Source organism: Halalkalibacter lacteus, from assembly GCF_036663595.1.
Lineage (GTDB): Bacteria > Bacillota > Bacilli > Bacillales > Bacillaceae_D > Halalkalibacter > Halalkalibacter lacteus.
Window position 1 is genome coordinate 125,510 of record NZ_JAWRVL010000008.1, and the last position, 23,023, is coordinate 148,532.

Sequence of the window (23,023 nt, forward strand, 5' to 3'; positions counted from 1 at the left end):
ATTGTAATCAAATAGAAATATTTAGGACTTTTAAAGTTTTTCTGCAAGAGCAATATAAATGATTGATAATAAGAAAAGATGTGTAATCGACTCGATCACACATCTTGCTAAAGGATATTTATTTTCCTTTTTTAAATTTTATTTTTTCCTTCTTAAATGCATTCTTTTCTTCTTTAAGTCTTTCTCGTTCTTCTCTTAATTCATAACGTTCTTGACGGATTCGCTCTTTTTCAGAAGCTAAAGTCGGTTTCTCTAATTTCAATGACTTCATCAAAGAGAATACCATCATAATCATTATAACCGTAAAAGGAAGGGCTGCAATAATAGCAGCGGTTTGCAATGCACCCAAGCCTTTATCAGTAGATAAAAGTACAGCAGCAGTCGCAGAGATGATCAAACCCCATACAAATTTCACTGAGTTAGGTGGGTTTAAATCTCCGTTTGTTGTTTGCATGCCTAACACTACCGTAGCAGAGTCAGCTGATGTAACAAAGAAAGATGAAATTAAAAATACTGCAATAATAGAAAGGATTATTCCAAGTGGGAATTGTTCAAGTACAGCAAATAAAGCTACTTCCATGCCGCCTGTAGACATCGTATCCATTATATCTGTTGTACCAAGACGTTGCATTTGAATTCCTGTTCCGCCAAAAACGGCAAACCAAAATGCACCGAAGAGAGATGGGACAGCTAAAACACCAATGATAAATTCACGAATGGTACGTCCTTTTGAAACACGTGCTATAAATGTTCCAACAAATGGTGCCCACGAGATCCACCAAGCCCAATAGAAGATTGTCCAGCCTTCAACCCAAGTCGTTTCTGGATTGTATACATCAAGGCGGAAGCTCATTCCTGCAAGGTTTTGAAGGTAACTTCCAATCCCTTGTGTAAACACCCCCATAATGTAACTTGTTGGACCAAATAACAATACAAACAACATGAGAGCAATGGCTAGATAAACGTTTGTTTTACTTAGAATGCGGATTCCTTTATTTAATCCAGTTTGAGCAGAAATCATAAATAAAACTGTAACGACGAGAATAACTAGAAGCTGAAGCAGTATGGCGTTCATATTCTGTAAGCCAGGAATTAAATAGGCAAGTCCTGCAGAGATTTGTGCCGCACCAAAGCCTAAAGAAGTAGCCACTCCAAAAATAGTAGCAAAAACAACGAGCACATTAATAGAGGTTCCAATTCCGCCATTTGACCTCTCGCCAATTAATGGTTGTAATACGGCACTCATTACCGCGGGAGATTCTTTTCTAAATCTAAAATAGGCTAGTGATAATGCGACGATAGAATAAATAGCCCATGGATGCAAGCCCCAATGAAAAAATGCATAACGCATCGCTTGTCCGGCTGCTTGATTGGATCCTGGTTCGGCAGATGGTGGATCAAAGAAATGATACAACGGTTCAGCTACTCCCCAAAAGACAAGACCGATTCCCATCCCTGCTGTAAATAAGAATGAAAACCAAGTTAAGTAATTGTATTCTGGTTTGTCATCCGGTTTTCCTAGCTTAACTTTTCCGTAAGGACTAAAAATAAGATAAAGACAAAAAAATAAAAAGCCTGTTGCAGCTAAAAGATAAAACCATCCTAATTCTTTAGTGATAAAACTTTGAATGGTTGTTGTGACCGTCTCTAAATTTGTTGGAGCAATAAGCCCCCATAAAATAAAGGCAACGGCGATCACAACAGAGATTGTAAAAACGGGTGTAACTTTCTTCATAATCATCTACCTTTCTTCATTAAAACCAAGTTCTAGCCTAACATAAATAAAATAACGATAGCAAAAGCTTTCCTATCTTTTTTGTATACAAAAGTTCCACTATAAAAACAACTCCCCCATCATGTATAGTAAAATGGATATGTCGGATACAAACAAAGCACGCAAATTACGGTTCATAAACGTATGGAATTTAAGTATCATTAAACGTAAGGCTTGTTAGTTACTTAATTCGATTACAGAAATAGTATGATCGTGCCCTGCTAATCATACAGGACCTGCTTTTTGAATATATAAGTAGGATAACTAGTCTCTTGCATTGAAAATCGGCGTTCATCTGTTGTGATTTGTGCTAATTCAGTCGTAACTTCATGAAGAGATAAAAGTTCATGGCAAATTTGGGCTAAGAATAAGTCGTGTTTTTTTTGTTGTTTTTGTAATTGCTTAATTTTTTCAATATTTGTAAAATGAGAGGTCGTGATTTGATGATAATGGTCCTTGTAGATTTTACAAAAAGATTCAATTGTATTACGAATGATAGCTTGGTCATTTTGTGACAATGATTGGTTTAATCGTAAGTGACATATTTTCCCTATGTGGAAAAGAGTAAGATGTAAATAATCTAATTTCTTCTGTAAGTACCCAAAGGAACGTCGTTCGAATTCACTGGATCGTCGATACTGCCATTCATCATGCTGAAATTTCGTTAACTGATAAGCTGTCGTTATTTCTTCATGTAAATGACGATAGTAATGCGTTCGATCTTTCGTATCATCTAAAAAATGTGACTCAATAATGGAAGAGAAGTTAGTTGCTGTTTTTGCATATAGTGCATCGATTTTTTTAACTAAAATCGGTCCAAATTTAGGCGGTAGTATTAGAAAGTTCACGAATGTTGAAACAATGATCCCGATAGAAGTCCCGGATATTCTAATGGAAAAGTCAAAGAGAGCATGATCCGTTGTTCCAGGAATCATTGCTACAGCTGTTAAGGTAGCAACTAACGTTCCTGTATCAAACTTAAGTTTCGAACAGACGATAATTGTAAGCATCGCTACAAGTGCATATGTAAGCGCATTTTGGCCAATTAGAAAATCTACAGCTATTGCAAAAGTGGCTCCCAGTGCAGCCGCAGGTAATCGTATCATCCCCTTTTTAAAGGAGTCAGCTGCTGTTGGTTCAGTTGTCACAATAGCAGTAATAACAGCAAAAGTAGGAGGGAGCTTAATAAGGTGACATAGAAGGGCTGTAATAAAAACGGCCAAGCCTGTTTTAATTACTCTTCTTCCAATCCAGCTTTTCATATCTACATAAACTCCTTATTTATCTTAAATGTTTTGTATGACACACACCTTAGTATGGGGGATATATAGGTATGTTATACTAATGTTTCCGTAATCAGAAGCAATTTGTAATATGATGTAGAAAGGGTGAATTTTTAATGAAACGCATTTGTATTTTCCTGTTTTTCTGTTTGATCCTTAGTGCTTGTCAAGGTCAAGTGGTACCCAGTGAAGAGGTTAATCATGGTATGGAAGCAGACACTGTCGAAAGACAACCTGAAGGAGCAAAGGAAGAGGTCGGTGGAACGGATCCTAAAGAACCTGAAGAACTTGAAGATCCTGAAGATCCTGAAGATCTTGAGGTACCTAAAGAACAGTATGTAATCAACAAAACAAATTGGCTAGTAGAGCCAGTTAATGAAACAAATGACAAAGTAGTCTTATTAACGATCGATGATGCACCTGAAAAGTATAGTGTCAAAATGGCTGAAACGTTAAAAGAATTAAATGCAGGCGCGATTTTCTTTGTTAATGGTCATTTTTTAAAAACAGAGGAAGACAGAGAGAAGTTGAGAGCTATTTACGGGATGGGCTTTGAAATAGGGAACCACACAATGACACATCCTAATATGAGTCAGCTTTCTGCTGAGGAACAACGTAAACAAATCATTGAGCTAAATGACTTAATTGAAGAGATCCTAGGAGAACGTCCGAGATTTTACCGTGCTCCATTCGGTGTCAACACGGAGATATCGAATGAAGTTATAGAAGAAGAAAGCATGACTTCAATGAATTGGACATACGGATATGATTGGGAAAAGGAATATCAAGAAGCTGACTCGTTAGCTGACATTATGGTTAACACATCACTGCTTACAAATGGGGCTAATCTTCTCATGCATGATCGAAAATGGACATCTGAGGCATTAGAAGAAATTGTTGTAGGACTTAGAGAAAAAGAGTATAAAATTGTCAACCCAGCTTTCATTAAAACGAATAACCGTGAGACGACTAATTAGCTAGAGCTTGGCTAATTAGTTTTTCTTTTGTCTTTGTCTAAGTGTAGCATAAGGATTAGAACCGTTTCCAATTTTCTATATTACCATTGGCATGTTCTCTTACTTATCTGTTCGAAAAGCGGCTCAAATTAGATGTTTCGACTCTTGTCAACAACTGCTCTGAAAGGTAAAATAAACGGTATGTCGATTTTAGTAAGTAGTAGGAAGGTTGAAAAAAATGAAAAGAACACACAAATTTATGTATGCTTTATTCTTTGTATTGTTTCTAAGTGGGTGTCAAGGACAAGCTAGCGAAGAAGAAGTCGTAAACGATAATCAATCTCACCAAATTGAGGGTGAAAACAAAGAAAAATTAGCCGTTACGATATCGGAAAATGAAGCTAGGTTTCTATTAGATGATTTAGTTGAGATTGTTGGCGGGGAATGGGAATTTGACCCAATTCACCGTTCATTAACTGTGACGATTAATGATGATCAATATTATCTTATAGACGGGGTTCCGGTGCTAGAGAGAAATGGTGAATATATTCCTTCAGAAGATGTTTATCTTATTGTTGAAGGGAATGAAGGAACAGAAGAAATTTATTTACCTGTTGAATTCTTAGAAGTTGCTCTTGGGACGAACGTAGTTTTTGAAGAAGAACAATTGTCATTCCAATGGTTTGGTCCAACTGAACGTGTAGGAGGTCCACCTGACGCATTTCAATTTGACGATTGGGATGTTGACCAGATGGTTGAGTATTTGTCTTTTTTAGAAAAGCCAATCAAAGGTGCTCAAGTTAGTACAGTTTCAAGCCATTTACCAGGAGCTCCAAGGGCGTATCGAAATGGCTATCATGAAGGCATTGACTGGTATGATTTCGCTTCTGGGAGTGGAATCTCAACAGAAACCCCGATTTATGCTATGGGAGATGGGGTAGTCGTAAGAGCTGATCATGATTTTACTGAATATGAATCTGTTGAAAAACGGAACCAAGACTTAGCATTAACTGCTGAACTTGGTGCTACGCCAGAATATATTTTTGATCGTCTAAGAGGAAGACAAGTTTGGGTGCAATATCAAGGAGGGGTTATGAACCGATTTGCTCACCTTCACGATATTCCAAACGATTTGCAAGTCGGAGATCGAGTGACAGCTGATACGATAATTGGTTATGTCGGGAATTCGGGGACAAGCGATGGAGTAGCAGAAGATTATGAAGCAGGTTTACATTTGCATCAGGACTTATTGATTTATGGGGAACTATTTTGGAAACCATTGTCTCAAACTGAAGTTCAAGAAGTGTTAGAGCGTATTTGGGACTAAAGTTCTAACTGAGCGCCATCGACAATAGCTGTCGAAACCCTACAACTTTTTACAATGGCTTTTATGGTAAGCTATAAAAAAAGATAAGCAGTTTGCACTGATGGAGGTTTGTCTCAATGGATAAGTCGAATTTACTTGATGAGTTACGTCTTGAGATCGGTCTAGTACGCGAACAAGTACAAACTTTATCTAGTTTTTATGTAGGGATTACAAGAACAATTGGCAATCTAATGAAAGGTCGTTTTTCTGTTTCCATCTATGAGTCGACAGATACAACATTTGTTATGAAAGTCTGTTATGGACCTTGTTATTTAGATCGGTCTCTCCCTTTTGGAGATGGCATATTAAGTTTAGTCGCCATAAGAGGAGAATTTGTTTTTCAAGTAGAGGGTGGAATACAGAAACTATTTTTGCCCTTTTACAAAGAGCATCATCTACTTGGTATTATCGTTTTACATGTACCAACAGAGAATTATCAAGCAACCGAAGAAGATTTTATCTTTATTAAAGAGGTAGGGCGTTTCATAGAAGTGCAGCATGAGACGTTCTATCCACGTACATATTAAGTGACTGGTTCAAAAATTGTTAATGGCTTTGCGCATGAACCCCATTGCTCAGAGGATGTCTAAAAAGGTAAGAGGACCTTATTAGACATCCTCTATTTGTTTTAAAAAAATAATGTGACATACAATATAGGGATTGACGTCATGTTTAGTATGTATTATTATATGTATGAGCAATTAAAAACGCTTACAAAAATGCATAAAGGGGATGATTCAAATGGGTATTATCATTTGTCAATCATGTAACAAGACGATCGGTATATTTGAAGGTGAAAAAGTCACTACGCTTTATGCAAAAGGAAATAGTTGTGAGCATTGCAAATCAACGGACCAGAAAAAATAATAAATAAAAAGGGTGAAGGACTTCTTATGAGAAGTTCTTCATCCTTTTTTAAAATGATGAGCCTAAGATAAACCCGGTTCTCCGTTTTTTTTATTGAATTGCTTTATGTTCTTTAATGACCAGTAATGTTCTAAAGGTCTCGTCTTCAGGACCTTGAACCGGTAATCCGCTTTTTACATTTTCTTGAATATACGAGAGGTTATCCTCAGTCACAATTTCACCTGGTATTAAAATCGGAATTCCTGGTGGATACACCATTATGAATTCAGCAATAATCCTTCCAGCCGACTCAGCAAATGGAACAACCTCGGTTTCAGCATAAAAAGCATCACGTGGTGAAAGTGCGAGTGTTGGAATGTCCGGTACATAGACGGATGAAATTTGGCTTTTTTCTGTAAAAGAAGCATGTTCCGCTGCTAATCGAGTTAATGCTTCAATCAGAATATCCATTTTTTCCTGTGTATCGCCAATTGTAACAATACAAAGAATGTTATATAAATCAGACATTTCCACTTCTATCGAATAATTCTCTCGTAACCAGATTTCGACTTCGTGACCATTAATACCTAGCTCTTTCACGGTGATAATAAGCTTAGTGGGATCAAGATCAAATGTTGCTTTCGTTCCAAGGATTTCTTTGCCGATACAAGCTAAACCATCAATTTCGTTAATTCGATATCTAGCTGATTCAGCAAGGTCAATCACTTCTGAAATGAGGCGCTCACCTTTTGTTGCTAGTTGCTTTCTAGCAACATCAAGAGATGAGAGTAACAAATATGACGTTGAAGTCGTTGTGAGCATGCTTATAATAGATTGTACACGTTTTGGAGAAACAAGTCCTTCTTTCACGTTCAGGATTGAGCTTTGGGTCATTGAACCACCTAGTTTGTGAACACTAGTCGCTGCCATATCTGCACCTGCCTGCATAGCGGAGATTGGTAACTGTTCATGAAAATGAATGTGTACACCATGAGCTTCATCCACAAGAACGGGTACATTATACGAATGGGCAATTTCGACAATCTTTTTTAGGTTGCCTGCAACTCCAAAATAAGTTGGATTTATTACGAGAAGTCCTTTGGCATCAGGATGAGAACTTAGAGCTCTTTCAACTGATTCTGTTGTAATTCCATGTGATATACCTAACTCAGGATCGATTTCCGGATGAATAAAGATAGGGGTAGCACCTGAAAAAATAATGGCTGACATAATTGACTTGTGCACATTACGTGGAACTATTATTTTGTCTCCAGGTCCACAAACAGACATGATCATCGTCATAATGGCCCCACTTGTCCCTTGAACTGAGAAGAATGTATAATCAGCTCCAAATGCTTCAGCTGCTAACTCTTGAGCTTCTTTAATAATTCCATGTGGATGATGGAGGTCATCTAAAGGTTCAATATTTATTAAGTCGATAGAAAGAGCATTCTCGCCAATGAACTCTTTAAATTCAGGATCCATCCCTTTTCCTTGTTTATGACCTGGGATGTGAAATTGGATTGGTTGTTTTTCGGCGTGGTTACGAACACCGGTGAACAACGGAGTAAGATGTTGTCGTGACAACAGGTTCACCTCATTTTTTTCTTATTGCTAACATAATGATTGTAAAACAAATTTGAGTATATCAAAAATGAGGATGAAAGCAAAGATTCTTTCTCTAATATAAAAAAATAGACAAGATCATATGGTTCATATGATAGTATATGAATAAAATGGGAGGAGGAAGGAAGTAATGGAATCCAAGTTACCAATTTCACTTGATTGGTCTAAACAAGAGGTTATTGATGTTATTCGTTTTTTTGAAATCGTAGAAAAAGCATATAAAGGTGGTATTGACAGAGAGATTTTGCTGGCTCACTATCAACGATTGAAGGAGATTGTGCCAAGTAAGAGTGAGGAAAAACAGCTTTTTAAACAATATGATGAAGAGTTAGAGATATCAAGTTACCATGTCGTAAAAAAAGCAAGGGAAGCAACGACTAAAACGATAAAAATGGAAAGAGGATAACGATCCTCTTTCCATTTTTATCTTTAAAAGAAAAGAAACTATAAAATTTTGAGTGAATTCAAAGAAGTGTGAGAGCCGAGTCAAGGAAGGACAATGGCTCCACACGTTGCGCGCCTTTCTTAGGATTGTGCCATTGCCTTTTGATAGATAGGAAGCAATTGCTCATACGTCTCTTTCGTGAAGTCTAATAGTGTTTGTCCATTTTTTAAAATAGAACTGTCAGGTTGAAGGTGACGACCAATTAAGAATTCAGCTTTTTTCACATCACGTAGACGTTCTAGAGCAGTAATAACATCACTTTCATTCATTTCACCAATTGACGTAGCCTCTTTTTTCATATGATCTAATGAAATAACGAAGTCACCCGGCAATTCCGTAATTAGGTTGCTGTTCGTTATAAGAGATTCAGCTATATTCGCTTTATTAGGTGCTTCATATATGAACGCGAGCCAGATAAATAAGTGGTCATCGAATAAACCAAGTTGGAAATGTGGGTGCTTTTTGTATCCTCGTTTATCGTGGCAAATAGCCAACCAAGTATCATTTGGAGGATTTACCTTTCTTCTGGCATGTCTAGCAATATGGAGGTACATCTCACTTCCAACTAACATAGATAAGTCATTTGTTAGAAGGTCACCTAACTCTTTGAATTTCGGCTGAATCTTTGACTGGATTCCCTTCATTCTTGCCTCTAGTCCTTCAATAATAAATACGTCAAAATCTGACTTTGTAAAACCATTCAAACTCATACTCGTAACCTCACTTTATCAGTTATAATTGTATTTTATCATATATCCACTAATTAACTCGAATAATTTGCAATAGAAAATGTTCAATAAAAACAAGATAGGTCAAGTTCTCTTCAATTTATTTATTGTTTTTTTTATTCATTTCCTTCTAATATTACATGTGCTATAATAAAATTAGTTTAAATAACAGAAAATTAAGTTTATATTAACTGGTAAGTATTTTAGCTATTATTCGTAAGGAGAGTGAAGCCATATGGAACAAGTTGTGCAAGCTTTTATTCGTGAAGATGGAGAAATGAGAATTCCGGTGTTGCGCCTCGAAATTGACTATGAGCTCGCAACTCTGCATGATGCTTTACTCGATGAAGATTTAGGTGTGATTAGACAAACAAAACAACGACTAGAAAAACTTCGCAAAGAACTGATTTTATTAGAAGTATAATGCAAGTTTTCTTATGGAGGGTGACTTATAAGCGCTGAGTCACCTTCCCTTTTTTGTGTAAAAAAGAAACACCTTCTCATACCTACTTTAGTTATTATTGGGTAGAGCGAGGTGGTTGGGTAGTAAGTAAAACGAAGGAACCGCCTGAGTGCGCTCTTCGGTTGAGTTTCTTTTTTTGTCTGGCGAGAACCAAGTTTTTCTAATATTTTTCTATTTGCAAAATGTATGCCATAATAGATAGGGAAGGTAGTTCGATTTTTAGGAGGTCATGTATATGTCAGTCGACTGGTTAGAGCTTGAAAAAACGGCAAGAACCTGGATATATGAAGCTGCTAGTGTGATTAAACAATCACTTGCAAACCCAATTCAAATTGAATCCAAGTCTAATCCGGATGATTTAGTAACAGAGGTTGACAGAGCAATAGAATCATTCTTTTATCATAAGATTCAAGAAACGTACCCTGAGCACTTTTTTTTAGGGGAGGAAGGGATTGCAGATGAACTGGAGTCATTAGAAGGAACAGTATGGATTATTGATCCAATCGATGGAACGATGAATTTTGTTCATCAAAGGTATAATTTTGCAATTTCAGTTGCGGTTTATCATGAAGGGATTGGAATGGTCGGTCTTATTTATGATGTTATGAATGATGAGTTGTTTCATGCAATACGTGACCGGGGCGCTTACATAAATGATGAGGAACTAGTACCAGTGAAAGAACGACCGCTTCATGAATCAATTATTGGGTTGAATGCAAAGTGGTTAGTTCAAGAAAAAAATCCATATCGCAATCCGCTGAAGGCTCTTGTTCGTGATGTGAGGAGCATCAGGTCTTATGGGTCTGCGGCGATTGAAATAGCTTATGTGGCAGCAGATAGACTTGATGGTTATATTAGTGTCAATCTATCACCATGGGATTATGCAGCTGGGGTTATTTTATTAGAAGAGGTAGGTTGCAGAGCTTCGACGTTTAAGGGAGAACATTTAGATTTTTTACAAAAAAGTACAGTCATTGCGGGCAAGCCAGATCTTCATAAAGAGATGGTTTCATCTTATGTTGGAGAGGAGTTATAAAAAATATGAAAAAAGTAGGTTTTATTGGTCTAGGAACGATGGGGTTACCAATGACAAACCATTTACTAGATGCCGGCTTTGAAACTTACGTAGTCAGTAGAAGTAGGGGACCAGTGGATAAAGCAGTCTCTTACGGTGCACTTGAAGCAAACTCGCCTAAGGAGTTAATGGAAACAGTTGATATAGTGATGACGTGTTTACCTGTTCCCCAATCAATTCTCGATGTTTACGAAGGACCGAATGGTCTGATTGCAGGTGCAAGTGATGGGAAAATTGTCATTGACCATTCGACCGTTAATCGAGAAACCAACATGCATGTTTCAAAGTTATTAGCTGATAAAGGGGCATTATTTTTAGACGCTCCTGTTAGTGGTGGTCCAATGGGTGCAAATGCAGGGACCCTTACAATTATGTGTGGGGGTGAACAAGCAGCATTTGAACAAGCGAAGCAAGTGATGGAAGCGTTTGGTGAATATATTGTTCATGTTGGTTCAACAGGTAGCGGTACAGTTGTAAAATTATTAAATAATATGTTGATCGGGGTGCATCAATCCGCGTTGGCAGAGTGTTACATAATGGCTGAAAAAGCTGGAGTTGACCCTGCGGTTGCTTATGACTTAATTAAGCGCAGTGCAGGTTTTTCAAAAAGTATGGATTGGTCAGTCGATGCTATTCTTGACCGTCAATTCGATCCACGCTTTTCCATTAATCTTCTACACAAAGACATTCGCTTAGCTTTAGAACTTGCTGAGCAAATTGATATGCCACTAGATATGATTAAACTAGGGGAACGAAAAGTAGCTGAAGCGAAAGAAGAGTTCGGAAATCAAGACGTTTGTGCGATCGTACGTCCACTAGAAGAAAAAACAGGAATAATGTTAAAGAGAAGACAATAAAAAGAGGGTGACTTTTTGAAAGACACCCTCTTAAGACTGTTGAGAACATCATCTCAGCAGTTTTTTTTTTACGTTAATTCTCAAAAAAGAAATGATTTAAAAAGTTTCTAACTAATAACAGGGTCTAGCACTCATAAATCACTTGAGTTGCATAATAAAAGTAAAGCGAATTTCATTCTAGAACAGGTTATTCAGGCGAAAGTGTTTACAGTTCATTTGACTCTCTTACTTTTTTACGCAAAGTAAATCCAAGGCCTGTTGCAACAAAAACACCGGCGATGGCTAATATAGCTATAAGAATACTTCTTTCAGCGACGGCAACACCAATACTCATAATGCAAATAACTGTAATGGCTGCAAGCAATAGAAACAATACATTCTCTTTTTTCATATGAGACCCCCCTCAAAACGAACATTCTCTATAACTAAGTGTAACTCGAATTATAAAAAAGAAAAACCCCAACAATGTGACAAATACGTTAAACATGTTCCTAATAGTGAAAATCCGTTGTTTAATAAGGAGAAATAAGTCAATAATAGTCGATATAAAATAACATTTTCCCACCAAAAGGCAAGCTTGTAGAAGTTGGCCTCATAATCAAATTGTCGATAATTGTTCCATTAAAAAGAATTTGTGATATACTTGTACAGTTAATGAACAAATAAGGAGAGAAAAAAATGACTATTCGTAACGATATACGTAACATTGCAATTATTGCCCACGTTGACCACGGAAAAACGACCCTAGTTGACCAATTATTAAAACAATCAGGTACATTCCGTGAAAACGAACAAGTTGATGAACGCGCAATGGACTCTAATGCACTTGAGAAAGAGCGTGGAATCACGATTCTTGCTAAAAATACAGCAATTAATTATAAAGATAAACGAATTAATATTATGGATACACCGGGACATGCTGACTTCGGTGGAGAAGTTGAACGTATTATGAAAATGGTTGACGGAGTATTATTAGTCGTTGATGCCTATGAAGGGTGTATGCCACAAACTCGATTTGTATTAAAAAAGGCTCTTGAGCAAAACCTTATTCCTATCGTTGTAGTAAATAAAATTGACCGTGACTTTGCGCGTCCGGCAGAAGTAGTTGATGAAGTCATTGATTTATTTATTGACTTAGGTGCAAATGAAGATCAATTAGAATTCCCAGTTGTATATGCTTCTGCCATTAATGGTACTGCTAGCATGGATGCAGATAAGCAAGATGAGAATATGACTTCTTTGTTTGAAACAATTATAGAAACAATTCCAGCTCCGATTGACAATAGTGATGAGCCATTACAATTCCAAGTTACAATGCTTGATTACAATGACTATGTTGGTCGTATTGGGATTGGACGTGTATTTAGAGGGACGATCACAGTTGGCCAACAAGTAGCTTTAATGAAGCTTGATGGGTCTGTTAAGCAGTATCGTGTAACAAAAATGTTTGGTTTCTTAGGTCTTAAACGTACAGAAATTCAAGAAGCGAAAGCTGGAGATTTAATTGCTATTTCTGGTATGGAAGAGATTAATGTTGGTGAAACAGTTTGTCCGGTAGATCATCAAGAAGCTCTGCCAATTTTACGTATAGACGAGCCGACTCTTCAAATGACGTTCCTTGTGAATAATAGTCCTTTTGCTGGTCGTGAAGGGAAATTTGTTACGAGTAGAAAGCTAGAAGAACGTTTGAAGTCTGAACTTGAAACAGATGTAAGTTTACGTGTTGAAAATACTGAATCCCCAGATGTATGGGTCGTGTCAGGACGCGGGGAATTGCATTTATCTATTCTAATTGAAAACATGCGCCGTGAAGGTTATGAACTTCAAGTATCTAAGCCAGAGGTTATCATCCGTGTTATTGATGGAGTGAAATCAGAGCCGATGGAGCGCGTTCAAATTGATGTTCCTGAGGAATATACTGGTTCTGTTATGGAATCTGTCGGAGAACGCAAAGGTGAAATGCTTAATATGACGAACAATGGCAGTGGACAAGTTCGGCTTGAGTTTTTAGTACCAGCACGTGGATTAATTGGTTACACAACTGAATTTCTATCACAAACTCGTGGTTATGGAATTATTAATCACTCGTTCGATAGCTATGCACCAATGACTCCTGGACAAGTAGGTGGTCGACGTCAAGGTGTTCTTGTATCGATGGAAACTGGCAAGACTAGTCAATATGGAATTATGCAAGTGGAAGACCGTGGAACGATCTTTGTTGAACCAAGTACTGAAATTTACGAAGGCCAAATTGTTGGGGAGCATACTCGTGACAATGATCTTGCTGTAAACATTACGAAGATGAAGCAACAGACGAATGTGCGTTCAGCAAACAAAGATAATACTGTTACGATGAAAAAGCCTCGTATTATGAGTCTAGAAGAAGCACTTGAATACCTGAATGAAGATGAGTATTGTGAATTAACACCTGAATCAATCCGTCTTCGCAAGAAAATTTTAAACAAATCAGAGCGTGAGCGTGAAGAAAAACGTAGAAAGCTTGCGGCAAAGTAAGGAATAAAGTTAGGTGATGGTATGGACAGCCAGTTTACTGAACAAGAATTAGAAGCGTTAACTTGGATGATGAGGTTAACGGCGGAAAATCCATGGTATGGTTTTTTGACTTATCTCGTTGTCGTCTTATTAACAATTATTGTGTTTAATTTAGGGTTTGCTAGAGAATTGCCAATTCTAAAAAAAGTTATTGTTTATGTGGTGTTAATAATCGGAAGTTTTGTTATGTGGTTTTTGGAGTTTGCTTTTGGTGCTCCAATTATCGCTGTCTTATTTATTTCTGGTATTATTCTAGGGATGTACCGTTTCCGATTACATAAGCATCGGAAAGAAAAAGAGCAAGCATAGAGAAAGAGAGCGAATGGATTTAAATCCATTCGTTCTCTTCTTTTTTCTTAAACGATAATTGAAATGAGCCCGTGTCTTTTCTAGCTTCTGTCCGTTCTCTAATGCGTTCATAACACTCATCACACATATAGGTATGAATTGGGCGGTTACGTAAACGCTTTGCTAACGGCAAATGATCATCTAATTTATCGATTTTATCACAAAGAACACATTTAACGCGCATGGGTACAATCACTCCATTCTCCTTACATTTTAAGCAATTTTCTTAGAAAAAGCTATCTTCATCGTAATATTTGAGCAATTTTTATAAAAATGCTATATAATCGTTGTAACATAATTGAAATGTATAAAAAAGCAGGGCAATGTTTTTACTCGCTAGGCGTCCTAGAGAAACCCATTCATAGCACTCAAAACCATGTAGCAGCTTCACTCATTGCTTCGAGTTTGTTCAAAAAGGAAAAATCACTCCTTTTTGAACAAACTCTTAAAATAATGGTATGATGGTTATAGAATATAAAAATGATTTCTGAAACATTGGAGGGGTAAAAATGACGAATCAAGTAGAGCAAGGTTTAACCGAAGAAATGTTACCACTACTTCAGAAAGAACGATATGTAACGATTGCGACAGTTGATTTTGAAAAGGGGACACCTAATGTAAATGCGATTTCCTGGGTGTATGCTCTTACTTTACAAAAAATACGATTTTCGATCGATAATCGTTCTCGCATCATCGATAATATTAAAACGAATGATGGTGTAGTTATCACTTTGATCGCAAATGGATCTACATATTCGATCGCAGGTTCAGCACGAATTGTAACTGAAAAGATGGAAGGCGTTCCATTAAAATTAGCACTTGTTGAACTTGAAGTAAATGAAGTTCGTGATGTCATGTTTTACGGGGCGAAGATGATGGTAGAACCTAGCTATGAAAAGACATATGATGTAGAAGCAGCTGCCAAATTAGATCGTCAAGTAATGGAAGCATTAAAAAAAGGATAGTCTGTTTTTAAAAACTCAAGTAATGGAGACATAATAATGTCCATTATTTGAGTTTTTTTATTCATAATAAGGAGGAATCGTGATTCGTTCGTCTAACTTTAACAGCTTGATCATACATTTAATAATAAGAAGTAAGGTTGAACAGTCTTGGTCTTTCTAATTGACCATCTTGTTGAATCTGCATAACTTGATTAGTAAGAAGTAGTTGTTAAACGATTCTTTAGTCAGGAGGCGGAATGTTGAAAAAAATCTACGTATTGGACACGAACGTACTCTTACAGGATCCTTACTCCATCTTTTCATTTCAGGATAATGAAGTGGTCATACCAGCGGTTGTACTAGAAGAGGTAGATTCTAAAAAACGTTATATGGACGAGATTGGACGAAATGCGCGTCAATTTTCAAAATTAATAGATAACCTTAGAGGAATGGGGAAGTTACATGAAGGAGTCCCGATCGAATCTGGAGGGAAATTAAGAGTTGAATTAAATCATAGGTCATTTCTTAGACTGAAAGATTCTTTTGCTGAAATGACAAACGATAATCGCATTATTGCAGTGGCTCTTAATTTAATGATTGAGGAACAAGAAAGAGTTGAAGGCAAAGACGTCTTTCTCGTTAGTAAGGATGCTCTTGTAAGGGTGAAGGCTGATGCATTAGGTTTACCTGCGGAAGATTTTTTAAGTGATCGTGTTGTTGAATTTGATCATGTTTATCCTGGTTATGTAGAAATATATGTTGATGCAGATGTGATGAAAACTTTTTATTCAAACGGAGAAATAGCAATATCAGAATTAACAAAGCACCCATTTTACCCACATCAATTTATTATTATGAAAGATGCACTAGGAAGTTCGAGTTCCGCACTTGGGAAAGTTGAGCCTGATGGCAAGAAAGTAAAACCGTTTGTTAGTGATCCAGATCATGTGTGGGGCATTCGCTCTCGCAATGTGCAACAGCGAATGGCGTTTGAATTATTGCTTAGGGATGATATCAATCTAGTTACGATGATTGGAAAAGCTGGTACAGGAAAGACACTGCTATCACTAGCAGCAGGGCTAATGCAAACCGAGGATTTAGGGAAATATAAAAAACTAGTTGTTGCAAGGCCAGTTGTCCCTCTAGGCAAGGATATAGGATATTTACCTGGGGAGAAGGAAGAGAAACTTAGACCGTGGATGCAACCGATTTATGATAATTTAGAGTTTCTATTTGGTACAAAAAAACCAGGAGAGCTTGATCAAATTTTAGCGGGGATGGGTACCATTCAAGTAGAGGCTTTAACTTATATTCGCGGACGGAGTATACCAGATCAGTTTATTATTATTGACGAGGCACAAAATTTAACAAAGCATGAGGTGAAGACAATCTTAACTCGAGTAGGAGAACGAAGTAAGATTGTCTTAATGGGAGATCCACAACAAATTGATCATCCATATTTGGATGAGTATAACAACGGATTAACGTATGTAGTAGAGAAATTTAAAGATCAAACCGTAAGTGGGCATGTAAAGTTAGTGAAAGGTGAACGATCAGGATTAGCACAATTAGCAGCTGATCTATTATAGAGTTTGTTCAAAAAGGCGATCTTCCCTTTTTGAACAAACTCGAAGCATTGAGCGTAGCCGCTGCGAGGTTTTAAGCCCTCTCTGAGTGGGTTTCTCAGAGAGGGAGTGCAGCGAGTGAGCCAATGCCTTCTTTGAGATAACCTAAAACTTCAAAAAAGACAAAAAGGCGATCTTCCCTTTTTGAACAAACTCTTCTAAAATGTAAAAAAGGATCTGTCTTCCGAATACGCTACCTACCCGGGGACAGATCCTTTGGTACTAAACTAGTTTTTGGCTTATGAACAATGAAGTGCGGGCTACGTTTAGCCAGAAGCAAACTCTGTAAGAAATCATTTTGATTAGGCTAAGGGTGCTCGATAAATAGGAAAGAATCGCTCATCTTTGTATAACTCCTATGATTGATGCAGTGTGAATTTACATACATTTTTTATCGGTTCTTCCTGATTAGACCCGTCTCCAAAGTAGAAATGAATGGGACCATCTTCTCTTAAAGGTTGTCCTTTATGAGAAAACCCAACGATTCCAGCTTGAATGACGGAATACGCGAAGCTTTGGACCGTTCCGTCCTCTTGAACGATTTCGACTTTTGTTGCTCCTTCTTTCGGTTTTGCATTGTCCAGAAAAGGCTTTATTGGCATGCCAAAAGAACCATTGATAAGCTTTTGTTTTTCATATTTAATCTCATTGCCATTCTTATTGGGGTTAGGTGGTTCAGAACCTTCCGTAATCTCTCTATCCCATTGGGCAGAAATGGCTTTTTTATATGCAGTCTCCTCATCGTCTTTCGTTTCCAATTCCTCAAAGTATGTATTGAGGTCAACCTTTCGCTCATCAAAAATCCAAACGGTTGGATCAACAGTTAGTGGATGGTTAACATCGCCCTCAATAAAAAAAACAAATTCTTGCATGATGTCGCCTCCTAAACAAAAAAGTGTGTTCAAAGCGCTACAATGACTCCGCTTATTTCTTCTAGTTGCTCAAAAGAGGTTTAATTTAATTTTTTTGGGCAACTTCCAAAGTGTGTCTGAACGTGATGAAATTCAAGACGTTAGAAAACGGTCTTTTTAAACTCCATCTAAAAGTATAAAGGGTTTCGTAGTTTTTGTCACTTTTGGTAAAACTAATAAGTACAATTTACTAAACAGTTGGAGTGATTATAATGGTTTGTCGATATGAAGAAGATTTAAAAGTAATGATTGAAAAGGTGAGGAAATATACAGGATCAGGGAATGTCGCTGATTATATACCAGCACTTTCGAAAGCGAATCCTCACGATGTTGCAGTAGCCATTTTTGATGGGAGTGATACATGCTTTAGTGAAGGTGAATACCGTAAGTTGTTTACGTTACAAAGTATATCTAAAGTATTAACATTAGCGTTAGCATTAATGGATTATGGAGAAGAAGTTGTTTTTAATAAGGTTGGGATGGAACCAACCGGGGATCCATTTAATTCAATTGCAAAATTAGAATCTCACATTCCTTCTAAGCCTCTTAACCCAATGATTAATGCAGGAGCTTTAGCAGTAAGCTCCCTCATAAAAGGTGGGACTAATGAGGAGAAACTAGCTAGACTCCTTCAATTTGTGCGCGAATTGAGTGGGAACGAAAAGATTAATTTTAACAAAGAGGTCGCAAAATCTGAATTTGAAACAGCGGATTTAAATCGGTCTTTAGCTTACTTCATGAAACAACATCATGTTCTTTCTGGTGATGTAGATGAACTATTAGATTTTTATACAAAGCAGTGTGCGATTGAAGTAGACTGTGAGGATTTAGCGAAAATAGGTTATGCGTTAGCACATCATGGAGAGCACCCTAACGATAGTTATTCAATCATCCCGACTGAAATTGCACGTTTAGTAAAAACATTTATGGTTACATGTGGAATGTATAATGCATCTGGTGAATTTGCTATACGTGTTGGAATTCCTGCAAAAAGTGGAGTTTCAGGTGGAATCGTCGGTGCTGTGCCGTGCGGTATTGGAATTGGAATATATGGACCTGCATTGGATGAAAAAGGAAACAGCGTTGCGGGAATGAAGCTATTAGAATTGTTATCAACTCAATATCACTTAAGTATATTCTAAGTAGGTGACATCATTGTATCCGTAAGTGTGAAAATCATTGCAATTCTTAGATGAAAAAGATACTATTAAGACAAGGGAAATTCACATAAAGGAGGGGATCAACATGTCAGCAGAAATGGTGACTGGAGATAAAGAAAAAGCATTTGCCCTTCTGAAATCAGATGCGGATAAAATTCGTCAACTTATTGAAGTCCAGTTGGAGAATTTAACAATGCCACAGTGTCCTCTCTATGAAGAGGTTCTTGATACACAAATGTTTGGGTTGTCCAGAGAGATAGACTTTGCAGTTCGCCTCGGCTTAATAAACGAAGATATTGGAAAGCGAATTATAGGTGAATTACAACGAAAACTAGATGATCTCCATGAAGCGTCGGTGCGAAAATAAAAATCAAGCTATTAAAAATAGCTTGATTTTTATTTTTTTATGTTTCCAACAAAGTTAGAACTATTATTGAATTTAAAAATTAGAACACTTTTAAAAACTCATTGCAATATAGTCACTGTTCTAGCTATACTAGAGTATAGCGATAGCTCAGTTCTTTCAATGTGTGAAGCTGCTTTTCGGAAAAGGAACTATATACAAACGTACAATGAGAAAAGACAATTTATCTGAGGATTGAGGAGGCAGATTATGAACGGACTGTCAAATATTAAGAAGGTTTTGGTAGCAAATCGAGGGGAAATTGCAATTCGAATCTTTCGAGCGTGTACAGAATTACATATCCGAACAGTAGCAATTTATTCTAAAGAAGATTCCGGTGCCTATCATCGTTACAAAGCAGATGAAGCTTATTTAATCGGTGAAGGGAAAAAACCAATTGAAGCATACTTAGATATTGAAGGAATTATTGAAACAGCTAAATTACATAATGTTGACGCCATTCACCCTGGATACGGTTTTTTGTCAGAAAATATTGATTTCGCAAAAAGATGTCATGATGAAGGCATTATTTTTATAGGTCCTGAGTTAGAGCATCTTGTCATGTTTGGTGATAAGGTTCAAGCTCGTCAACAGGCGCTAAAGGCCAATCTGCCTGTTATTCCAGGTAGTGATGGACCGGTTCCTAGTTTAGAAGCTGTTCAGGCATTTGCCGATAAGCATGGATTTCCTTTTATCATTAAAGCCGCTCTTGGCGGAGGTGGGCGAGGGATGCGGATTGTCCGTACGGCAGAAGATCTAAAAGAATCCTATAACCGTGCAAAATCAGAAGCGAAATCGGCATTTGGAAATGATGTCGTATATGTTGAGAAGTTCATTGAAAATCCTAAGCATATTGAAGTTCAGATTTTAGCCGACAAGCACGGAAACATCGTTCATCTATATGAACGTGATTGTTCTGTACAGCGCAGACATCAAAAAGTTGTAGAAATCGCTCCAAGTATTTCTCTTGCTGACGATGTTCGAGAAAAAATCTGCCAAGCTGCTGTTCAGTTTATGGAAAACATTCGTTATGTAAATGCAGGAACAGTTGAATTCCTTGTGACGGATACAGGTCAATTTTATTTTATTGAAGTAAATCCGCGTATACAAGTCGAACATACGATTACGGAAATGGTCACAGGTGTTGACATCGTTCAGTCACAACTATTCATTGCAGACGGTGAGCAGTTACATGGAGAAAAACTCGGCATACCCTTTCAGAAAAACGTAATGTGCAATGGTTTTGCGATTCAATCTCGTGTGACAACAGAAGATCCAAGTAATGGGTTTATGCCAGATACAGGGCGAATTAATGCTTACCGCTCTGGTGGGGGTTTTGGTGTTAGGCTTGATGCGGGTAATGGATTTCAAGGTGCAGTTATTACCCCGTATTATGACTCTTTGCTCGTAAAGGTGTCGACTTGGGCACTGACATTTGAGAGCGCAGCATCAAAAATGTTACGAAATTTACGAGAATTCCGAATTCGTGGAATTAAGACGAATATCGCTTTTCTAGAGAATGTTGTTCAACATCACCAGTTCTTAAGTGGAGAGTATAATACATCGTTCATTGATAATTCGCCTGAACTTTTTGTGTTTCCAAAGCGAAAAGACCGGGGGACTAAAATGCTTTCCTTTATTGGGGAAACAATCGTAAATGGCTACCCTGGACTAGAACAAACAAAGAAGCCTGTTTTTGATAAAGCTCCTATTCCTAAATTAAAATATACCGATCCGATTCCAAATGGTACAAAACAAATTTTAGATGAAAAAGGAGCAGAGGGATTAGCCAATTGGGTAAAGGGACAAAAGGAAATTCTGTTAACAGATACAACGTTCCGTGATGCTCATCAATCCTTACTCGCAACAAGAATTCGTACGCATGAGTTAAAACAAATTGCGGAACCAACTGCTAGGATGCTACCGAACTTATTCTCAATGGAGATGTGGGGAGGAGCAACATTTGATGTCACTATGCGTTTCTTACACGAAGATCCTTGGGAGCGCTTGTTAACATTACGAAAGCAAGCTCCAAACGTGCTCTTCCAAATGCTACTACGAGCTTCTAATGCAGTAGGCTATACGAATTACCCTGATAATGTGATTGAAGAATTTGTTGAAAAGTCAGCAGATGCAGGTGTTGATGTATTCCGGATTTTTGATAGTTTGAACTGGGTTAAAGGAATGACGTTAGCTATTGATTCAGTGAGAAAGAGTGGAAAAGTTGCGGAAGCCTCAATGTGTTACACGGGTGATATTTTAGATCCTTCAAGGTCAAAATATGATTTACAGTATTATAAGAACTTAGCAATAGAGTTAGAACGATCAGGTGCCCATATTCTCGGAATTAAAGATATGGCAGGTTTACTTAAGCCAGAAGCTGCTTATCAGCTTGTATCTGAACTAAAGAGTTCAATTGATATTCCAATTCATTTACATACACATGATACGAGTGGAAATGGTCTGTTCACTTATGCTCGAGCGATCGAAGCTGGAGTAGATATTGTCGATGTGGCTGTTAGTTCAATGGCAGGACTTACATCTCAACCTAGTGCAAATAGTTTATTCTATGCACTAAGTGGGTCTAGTCGACAACCGAATGTTACTATTCAGTCACTCGAACAATTAAGTCAATTCTGGGATCACACACGGAAATATTATGCTGGCTTTGAAAGCGGAATGAATGCACCGCATACGGAAGTGTACGAGCATGAAATGCCTGGTGGTCAATATAGCAATCTTCAGCAGCAAGCAAAAGCAGTTGGGCTTGGTGCAAGGTGGAACGAAGTCAAGAAGATGTACAGAACAGTAAATGATATGTTTGGTGACGTTGTAAAGGTTACTCCTTCTTCTAAAGTAGTTGGGGATATGGCTTTGTATATGATTCAAAATGATTTAACAGAAATGGATATTTATGAAAAAGGACAGGTTTTAGATTTTCCTGATTCTGTTGTTGAATTATTTCAAGGGCAACTTGGACAGCCTTATCAAGGCTTCCCTAAAAAACTACAAGACATTGTGTTAAAAGGAAGAAAACCAATCGAAGGAAGGCCTGGGGAGTCAATGGAACCTTTCGACTTCCAAGGGATAAAAGAATTTCTTTTCAAAGAGATCGATAGGCAAGTAACAAGTCATGATATGCTTTCCTATGCAATGTATCCAAAAGTTTTTATGGAATTTGAACAGTTCCGTCAACAATTCGGCGATGTATCTGTACTTGATACTCCTACATTCTTCTATGGTTTACGCTTAGGTGAAGAGATTGAAGTAGAGATTGAACAAGGTAAGACATTGATTGTTAAGCTGGTCTCTATTTCCAAACCAAAAGAAGATGGAACGCGCATTGTTTATTTTGAACTTAATGGACAGCCTCGTGAAGTTATTATAAAAGATTTGAATGTTCAATCGTCGGCTGTTACTCGTCCAAAAATAGATAAGGGTAATCCAAATCAGATTGGGGCTTCTATGCCTGGAACTGTCGTGAAAACTCTTGTTGTAAAAGGTGATAAAGTGAAAAAGGGAGACCATTTAATGATTACAGAAGCAATGAAAATGGAAACAACAGTTCAAGCACAATTTGATAGTGTTGTGAAAGAAGTATTTGTTTCGGATGGAGACCCGATATTAACAGGGGATTTATTAATTGAATTAAAGTGATAA

22 protein-coding genes are annotated in these 23,023 nt (G+C 37.4%); 15 read left to right on the forward strand and 7 right to left on the reverse strand.

Annotation, left to right across the window (positions count from 1 at the left end):
* Positions 1-118: 118 nt before the first annotated feature.
* Both SAZ04_RS08155 and SAZ04_RS08160 read right to left on the reverse strand, forming a co-directional pair.
* Positions 119-1,735: a glycine betaine uptake BCCT transporter gene (locus SAZ04_RS08155; protein WP_332693802.1), complete on the reverse strand. Its 1,617-nt coding sequence runs from the start codon at positions 1,733-1,735 to the stop codon at positions 119-121.
* 260 nt (positions 1,736-1,995) lie between these two features.
* Entirely contained in the window at positions 1,996-3,036 is a 1,041-nt protein-coding gene (locus SAZ04_RS08160; RefSeq protein ID WP_332693805.1) for an FUSC family protein, read from the reverse strand.
* 137 nt (positions 3,037-3,173) lie between these two features.
* Between SAZ04_RS08160 and SAZ04_RS08165 the strand changes: the two genes are divergently transcribed.
* The 4 genes from SAZ04_RS08165 (at position 3,174) to SAZ04_RS08180 (ending at position 6,246) form a co-directional block, all read left to right on the forward strand.
* Positions 3,174-4,034 (forward strand): polysaccharide deacetylase family protein, encoded by an 861-nt coding sequence (locus tag SAZ04_RS08165; protein ID WP_332693808.1) that lies wholly within the window; start codon positions 3,174-3,176, stop codon positions 4,032-4,034.
* 217 nt (positions 4,035-4,251) lie between these two features.
* Positions 4,252-5,340 (forward strand): M23 family metallopeptidase, encoded by a 1,089-nt coding sequence (locus SAZ04_RS08170; protein ID WP_332693811.1) that lies wholly within the window; start codon positions 4,252-4,254, stop codon positions 5,338-5,340.
* Positions 5,341-5,456: 116 nt separating this feature from the next.
* Positions 5,457-5,906, forward strand: a complete 450-nt coding sequence (locus tag SAZ04_RS08175) for a hypothetical protein (RefSeq protein ID WP_332693814.1) — start codon at positions 5,457-5,459, stop codon at positions 5,904-5,906.
* Between the two features lie 214 nt (positions 5,907-6,120).
* A complete protein-coding gene (locus SAZ04_RS08180; protein WP_332693817.1) occupies positions 6,121-6,246 on the forward strand; it encodes a GapA-binding peptide SR1P in 126 nt (41 codons plus the stop codon).
* Positions 6,247-6,336: 90 nt separating this feature from the next.
* Here SAZ04_RS08180 and SAZ04_RS08185 read toward each other — a convergent pair whose 3' ends face one another.
* Positions 6,337-7,812, reverse strand: a complete 1,476-nt coding sequence (locus SAZ04_RS08185) for an aminotransferase class I/II-fold pyridoxal phosphate-dependent enzyme (protein WP_332693820.1) — start codon at positions 7,810-7,812, stop codon at positions 6,337-6,339.
* Positions 7,813-7,981: 169 nt separating this feature from the next.
* Here SAZ04_RS08185 and SAZ04_RS08190 point away from each other — a divergent pair, with 169 nt between their 5' ends.
* On the forward strand, positions 7,982-8,257 hold the full coding sequence (locus SAZ04_RS08190) for a UPF0223 family protein (RefSeq protein WP_332693823.1): 276 nt from the start codon (positions 7,982-7,984) through the stop codon (positions 8,255-8,257).
* A 119-nt stretch (positions 8,258-8,376) separates the two neighbouring features.
* Here the strand turns inward: SAZ04_RS08190 and SAZ04_RS08195 are convergent, their stop codons facing one another.
* Entirely contained in the window at positions 8,377-9,006 is a 630-nt protein-coding gene (locus SAZ04_RS08195) for a YktB family protein (protein ID WP_332693825.1), read from the reverse strand.
* 253 nt (positions 9,007-9,259) lie between these two features.
* On the opposite strand from SAZ04_RS08195, the gene SAZ04_RS08200 reads away from it, so the two are divergent.
* The 3 genes from SAZ04_RS08200 to SAZ04_RS08210 all read left to right on the forward strand — a co-directional run bounded on the left by SAZ04_RS08200 (position 9,260) and on the right by SAZ04_RS08210 (position 11,419).
* Positions 9,260-9,448: a hypothetical protein gene (locus SAZ04_RS08200; RefSeq protein ID WP_332693827.1), complete on the forward strand. Its 189-nt coding sequence runs from the start codon at positions 9,260-9,262 to the stop codon at positions 9,446-9,448.
* 274 nt (positions 9,449-9,722) lie between these two features.
* Positions 9,723-10,523 (forward strand): inositol monophosphatase family protein, encoded by an 801-nt coding sequence (locus tag SAZ04_RS08205; RefSeq protein WP_332693830.1) that lies wholly within the window; start codon positions 9,723-9,725, stop codon positions 10,521-10,523.
* A gap of 5 nt (positions 10,524-10,528) precedes the next feature.
* Positions 10,529-11,419, forward strand: a complete 891-nt coding sequence (locus SAZ04_RS08210) for an NAD(P)-dependent oxidoreductase (protein ID WP_332693833.1) — start codon at positions 10,529-10,531, stop codon at positions 11,417-11,419.
* A gap of 205 nt (positions 11,420-11,624) precedes the next feature.
* On the opposite strand, the gene SAZ04_RS08215 is transcribed toward SAZ04_RS08210, so the two are convergent.
* Positions 11,625-11,810 (reverse strand): DUF5325 family protein, encoded by a 186-nt coding sequence (locus SAZ04_RS08215; RefSeq protein WP_332693836.1) that lies wholly within the window; start codon positions 11,808-11,810, stop codon positions 11,625-11,627.
* Between the two features lie 287 nt (positions 11,811-12,097).
* Here SAZ04_RS08215 and typA point away from each other — a divergent pair, with 287 nt between their 5' ends.
* Both typA and SAZ04_RS08225 read left to right on the forward strand, forming a co-directional pair.
* Complete coding sequence (typA, locus tag SAZ04_RS08220) at positions 12,098-13,933, forward strand: translational GTPase TypA (RefSeq protein ID WP_332693839.1); 1,836 nt, start codon at positions 12,098-12,100, stop codon at positions 13,931-13,933.
* 21 nt (positions 13,934-13,954) lie between these two features.
* Positions 13,955-14,281, forward strand: coding sequence for a YlaH-like family protein (locus tag SAZ04_RS08225; RefSeq protein WP_332693842.1), 327 nt, complete (start codon positions 13,955-13,957; stop codon positions 14,279-14,281).
* Positions 14,282-14,300: 19 nt separating this feature from the next.
* Here the strand turns inward: SAZ04_RS08225 and SAZ04_RS08230 are convergent, their stop codons facing one another.
* Positions 14,301-14,504 (reverse strand): YlaI family protein, encoded by a 204-nt coding sequence (locus tag SAZ04_RS08230; protein ID WP_332693897.1) that lies wholly within the window; start codon positions 14,502-14,504, stop codon positions 14,301-14,303.
* A gap of 325 nt (positions 14,505-14,829) precedes the next feature.
* Here SAZ04_RS08230 and SAZ04_RS08235 point away from each other — a divergent pair, with 325 nt between their 5' ends.
* Both SAZ04_RS08235 and SAZ04_RS08240 read left to right on the forward strand, forming a co-directional pair.
* Positions 14,830-15,285: a pyridoxamine 5'-phosphate oxidase family protein gene (locus SAZ04_RS08235; RefSeq protein WP_332693845.1), complete on the forward strand. Its 456-nt coding sequence runs from the start codon at positions 14,830-14,832 to the stop codon at positions 15,283-15,285.
* Positions 15,286-15,521: 236 nt separating this feature from the next.
* Positions 15,522-16,853: a PhoH family protein gene (locus SAZ04_RS08240; protein ID WP_332693848.1), complete on the forward strand. Its 1,332-nt coding sequence runs from the start codon at positions 15,522-15,524 to the stop codon at positions 16,851-16,853.
* Between the two features lie 392 nt (positions 16,854-17,245).
* On the opposite strand, the gene SAZ04_RS08245 is transcribed toward SAZ04_RS08240, so the two are convergent.
* Entirely contained in the window at positions 17,246-17,761 is a 516-nt protein-coding gene (locus SAZ04_RS08245) for a peptidyl-prolyl cis-trans isomerase (RefSeq protein WP_332693851.1), read from the reverse strand.
* Between the two features lie 251 nt (positions 17,762-18,012).
* Here SAZ04_RS08245 and glsA point away from each other — a divergent pair, with 251 nt between their 5' ends.
* The 3 genes from glsA to pyc all read left to right on the forward strand — a co-directional run bounded on the left by glsA (position 18,013) and on the right by pyc (position 23,020).
* Positions 18,013-18,942: a glutaminase A gene (glsA, locus tag SAZ04_RS08250; RefSeq protein WP_332693854.1), complete on the forward strand. Its 930-nt coding sequence runs from the start codon at positions 18,013-18,015 to the stop codon at positions 18,940-18,942.
* A 103-nt stretch (positions 18,943-19,045) separates the two neighbouring features.
* On the forward strand, positions 19,046-19,327 hold the full coding sequence (locus tag SAZ04_RS08255) for an Fpa/YlaN family protein (protein ID WP_332693857.1): 282 nt from the start codon (positions 19,046-19,048) through the stop codon (positions 19,325-19,327).
* 246 nt (positions 19,328-19,573) lie between these two features.
* The gene (gene pyc / locus SAZ04_RS08260; protein ID WP_332693859.1) at positions 19,574-23,020 is read left to right on the forward strand and encodes a pyruvate carboxylase; all 3,447 of its coding nucleotides are present in this window, start codon (positions 19,574-19,576) and stop codon (positions 23,018-23,020) included.
* Positions 23,021-23,023: the final 3 nt, after the last annotated feature.